General features: G+C 60.2%; 1 pseudogene. It reads left to right on the forward strand.

Annotated elements, in window-relative coordinates:
- Positions 1 to 54: 54 nt before the first annotated feature.
- Positions 55 to 236: pseudogene (locus M2D63_RS26125) on the forward strand (hypothetical protein); the annotation flags it as partial.

A 236-nucleotide genomic window follows, 5' to 3' on the forward strand; every position in this document is an offset into this window, starting at 1 on the left:
CCTCTGGGGCCTGTCTGCCCACAGTGCCGTACGAACCTTGCGAGACCGTCCCAGATGCAATCCACGTGTTTTCTGCCAGGAATCCTTCTGGCGTTTTGCGCCGTCGCGTCGCAGGGCGCGGTGGCGGACGAGCGAAATGCCGAGATACAGAGCAACAAATCATCAACCGCGCTTATCGAAACCGCCTCGCAGCAGTATGACGACTGCCAGATGGAGCAAGAGGCTGCGACCCTGGA

Origin of the sequence: Pseudomonas sp. BJa5, assembly GCF_030272875.2 — a bacterium.
Classification (GTDB): domain Bacteria; phylum Pseudomonadota; class Gammaproteobacteria; order Pseudomonadales; family Pseudomonadaceae; genus Aquipseudomonas.